Below are 4,341 nucleotides of genomic sequence, written 5' to 3'. Positions count from 1 at the left end.
GAGCGGATCATCCCCACTCACGCGGGGAACACGAGGCGGCGGCTAAGTTGGCGGATGCTTCGACTGGGATCATCCCCACTCACGCGGGGAACACCACCTGCGCTGACCTCACCCGTGAGATGTGCGCAGGATCATCCCCACTCACGCGGGGAACTCAGCAACGCGGCCCGGGGGTATCCAAAGGGCCTGGATCATCCCCACTCACGCGGGGAACACAAGCAATATAGCGGGCCGTTTTGGTGGGGTGTCCGGATCATCCCCACTCACGCGGGGAACACGCCTGTTTGCTTTTCAACCTTTTCGATAGCTTGCGGATCATCCCCACTCACGCGGGGAACACAAACCAAACCTCGGGTTAGGTATCAAACCTCGGGGGATCATCCCCACTCACGCGGGGAACACCTGGAGGTGCGCTGCCACCGTGAGCTGGTGACTGGGATCATCCCCACTCACGCGGGGAACACACTCAGAGTTGCGCTTAACCCACTCACCAAACTCGGATCATCCCCACTCACGCGGGGAACACATAACGCGCTATGCTCTGTCCTATGCACGACGCTGGATCATCCCCACTCACGCGGGGAACACTCCGGCCGCCTGCAAACCCGCGCTAATGCCCTCGGGATCATCCCCACTCACGCGGGGAACACCAACCGCCCGAGTCCACTCCGGGACCATGATCGCGGATCATCCCCACTCACGCGGGGAACACCCCTCTTCATACAACAGTTTTAGCTTTGTTTCGAGGATCATCCCCACTCACGCGGGGAACACTGTGACCGCTGTCGACGAATGTGTGGACCGCATGGGATCATCCCCACTCACGCGGGGAACACATTCGTTTTCACCGCTTCGTCGGTGATTTTGACCGGATCATCCCCACTCACGCGGGGAACACTCAGCGGGTAACGTTCGGTGTCCAACCATGGGTGGGATCATCCCCACTCACGCGGGGAACACCCGTGGCAAGACGTCGATAACCTGATTCCCCGGAGGATCATCCCCACTCACGCGGGGAACACCCGCAGGTGCAGTGATAGTGACAATACCGGTTGCGGATCATCCCCACTCACGCGGGGAACACCCCGTACTGTTTCCACATCGAGTTAGGCTCGCCCTGGATCATCCCCACTCACGCGGGGAACACCAAATTTTCAGTGGCGAAAATAAAGCTACTATGGGATCATCCCCACTCACGCGGGGAACACCGTCCCTACGTGCCCTAGCTTCCACCACCTTCTGGGATCATCCCCACTCACGCGGGGAACACACTAACTGACCTCGCTATTTAGTTCTCACGGGTCGATTATAGCTTTAACTTGTGCACACCGATGGTCCCTCGGAAACGGGCCTAGATTCACTGTCCAGCCGACCCTCAAGAGGCCATCGACACACCAGCCGAGCACCCCTGACACAGCGAAAGACCGGGTCCCGAATCCTCGAAAGGATAGCGGGTCCCGGCCAGTCAGTCAGAAGTGATTACTTCTTAAGGGGCTCGTTCTTCTCAGCCTCTTCAAGGGTCTTTGCAGCTTCCTTGTTTTCGTACATCTTCTTGGGGTACTTCTTGCAGTTGTCGCCCGGCTCCATCGGATTGTCGACAGTGTTCTCCTTGACTGCGTCAAGGTTCTCCTGCTCGATCTTCCAATCCATTTCCTGGGTCAAAGGCTTGAACCAAGCATCAGCCGGCACGCCGGTGATGTAGTCGGAGTGGATATCGTAGTTCGACGGCGGGAAGATGGTGATCTTCAGCTTGTAGTCGCCCGGCTCGGTGATGGTGTCCTTGGCAAGGTTGGTGCCGTAGTGAGAACCATCGATGGCGTTCATCGGCATCATCATGCCTTCAGACTTGGTCTGGCCATCCTTGTCCGTCAACAGGTACTTAATGGTCAGGTTGGCGGGAGTCTCATCGACCGAGTAGCCCCAGTTGGTGGCGTAGGCGTTAGCCTTCAGATCCAGCTCGATGTGCATCTGGGAATCTTTGTAATCCAGCATCTTCATCGTGCTGTTGGGATTCTCTGCCATCTGGCCGGGCTGGAAGTACATGACAGCCGCGTCGAAGATACCGAAGGAAGTGGTGGGGCCTTCTTGCTCTTGGAGACCACACTCGTCGGGGCGAGCGTTAACCTCGGGAGCACCCTCGGCAGCACCTTCAGCGGCAGCTTCAGCCTTGGTGTCATCAGCCTTTTCAGAGGCAGCTTCGTTGCTGGTGCAAGCACCGAGCGAACCCGCACAGAACAGGCCAGCAGTCACGGCTGCAAGGATCTTTTTGTTGATGGTCTTCATATAGGCAATTCTCCTTAGTGTTCAGCCGAGGCTGCGGTTTGTTCTTCCGCGGTTTCGACCGGCGCGTTCTGCGACTTGCTGGGACGTTTACTATGCGCCCAAATGATCCACACTGCTGCGACAAAGAGGATGATCTGGGGCAATAGGGTTTCAGCCCAGGGGTAGATGCCCAATTCGGGCATATAGAACTTCATCCACGGCAGGTTTGTGTCGCCGAGAATGACATTGGCTTCCTTAAGCTCGGCCACACCCTTGCCCACGAAGGACAAGCACATGGCAAAGAGCAGGATGGAAGTGGCATAGAAGATCGGCCGAATAGGTAGCTTGACGCCGCCATATCGGATGATCACGAAGATAACTGCTAGGCATACTGCGGCGGCTGCAAAGCCACCAAAGATAGCCGTACGATCTTCGTTTGCTTCCGAGGAGAATGCTGCTGCGTAGAACAGCACCAGCTCGGCGCCCTCACGGATAACCGCGAGGAAGGCTGCAAAGACAATCGCCTTGGCTGCCCCGGAGGACACGGAGGTTTTCACCATTCCGGAAATATATTTCTGCCAGTTTTCGCCAGATGTCCTCGACAGCATCCAGTTGGATACGTAGAAGAGCATGGCGACTGCCAGGAACATGGTGAAGCCTTCGAGCATTTCTTGGGCTGGGCCGGCTCCGCCGATCACTGCCCGGATTATCCAGGCTAAAACGAAGGATAGGATGACTGCGGCGATAACGCCTGCATATACCCAACGTACGAGTTTGCGGTTTCCGCTTTTCACCAGGTAAAGCACGATGGAGGCAACAACCAACAGGGCTTCTAGGCCTTCGCGTAGCAAGAGGCTAAAAGCTAGGGTGAACTGCACCTTGCTGCGGGTTGATTCACTCCCCTTAGTGACGCTTTGAGTAGCTAGCAGCTGCTCGCCGGCGGATTCAGGGGAGTCTTTTTCCAATACGCCATCAAGCACCATCGCGTCTCGAGCGACGGCCACTTTGAGGACCTCAATATCCTTATGCACGGTTTCGGCATCGGCACCATTTCGGATGGCAATTTTCAGTCGCGTGAAACGACCTTCCATTTTCACCTTGCGGTTGCCGGGCAAAGTCATGCTGGCGGGTTCGAGGTTATTTTCATACCAACCGAAGTAGGCTTCACCAACTTGATCCACGGCTTTAGGAATATCGCCGGAATTATAAGCTGCTTGTGCGAGTTCTAATTCAGCTGCCATGCAGAGTGCATAGTCTTGATACGTACGGGGTGACCCATCGGGGTTTTTAACACCCTTTTCGCATTTACTAAGAGTGGAATCACCCTCAGCGCTAATACTCACGGATTCATGAGAAACCGCGGAAGCAGTAGCAGTTCCACCGGCGGTCATCATTAGTGTCAACGCGATTGCGGCAGCAAATGCAAACCATCCGGTGAAGCGCGAAATGCACTGGACAGAGCTAGTCATCGGACCTTAGCTTTCCCAGGATGAACCTGACTTAGGTTAGGCGTGTCTCGCCCTCTAAAACGCTAGCCTTGTGAAGGCAAGCCTGTCAATAGTCACCCCATTAAGAAGTTGCAACGATTTACACCAAAAGTTGGAAATGATCCCAACTTCGAAAGAGCCCTTAAGCTTTGGTCACGATATAGTCCAGGTGAGGGGAATGTTCAACGTTTTGAACATTATCGCCATCAGCCGATAGGCGTCCCGATAATAGCTTTTTCAATAACCCCCGATAAGGGGAATTGAAACGGCAATGATCCCCAAAAGCTTTGAAGGTTTGGCGCGGTTAGTGTTTCGATAACAGCGCTTGAGGACCCCAACTAAAGCCGGTTTCAACCTCGGGGGCTAGCTAATCGGGCTCCACTAAACGCAGATGCCTTGGACTCCCCTTATCCCCCACGCTTCTGCGCTTCAATATTGATGGCAGGATGAGCAGCTCCCCAGCCCCTGCCTCGAGGTCTGCAAACCAACAACGGTTGCGGGTTAAGTAGCAAAATGTGTGCTCAAATTTCGGCGTTGTAGCTGGTCAGGGTATGTAAATCCGGGTTTTATTAGGTTCCGGGGCTTATATCCG

Annotated in this window: 2 protein-coding genes and 1 CRISPR repeat array; both genes read right to left on the bottom strand. The window is 55.2% G+C overall.

Annotated elements, in window-relative coordinates; genetic code table 11:
* Nucleotides 1-4: 4 nt before the first annotated feature.
* Nucleotides 5-1,270: a CRISPR direct-repeat array (repeat unit 28 nt; unit sequence GGATCATCCCCACTCACGCGGGGAACAC).
* 209 nt (nucleotides 1,271-1,479) lie between these two features.
* Nucleotides 1,480-2,283: an iron transporter gene (locus tag BMZ01_RS08620; protein WP_092286486.1), complete on the bottom strand. Its 804-nt coding sequence runs from the start codon at nucleotides 2,281-2,283 to the stop codon at nucleotides 1,480-1,482.
* A gap of 14 nt (nucleotides 2,284-2,297) precedes the next feature.
* On the bottom strand, nucleotides 2,298-3,503 hold the full coding sequence (locus tag BMZ01_RS08615) for an FTR1 family iron permease (RefSeq protein WP_177180131.1): 1,206 nt from the start codon (nucleotides 3,501-3,503) through the stop codon (nucleotides 2,298-2,300).
* Nucleotides 3,504-4,341 lie beyond the last annotated feature (838 nt).

It is taken from the genome of Corynebacterium spheniscorum, from assembly GCF_900113445.1.
GTDB lineage: Bacteria > Actinomycetota > Actinomycetes > Mycobacteriales > Mycobacteriaceae > Corynebacterium > Corynebacterium spheniscorum.
This window is presented reverse-complemented; position numbering and strand designations above follow the sequence as displayed.

Bases quoted from the DNA above. Each gene is read 5' to 3' on its own strand.
- BMZ01_RS08615 (WP_177180131.1), bottom strand. From the start codon at position 3,503: ATGGCAGCTGAATTAGAACTCGCACAAGCAGCTTATAATTCCGGCGAT.
- BMZ01_RS08620 (WP_092286486.1), bottom strand. From the start codon at position 2,283: ATGAAGACCATCAACAAAAAGATCCTTGCAGCCGTGACTGCTGGCCTG.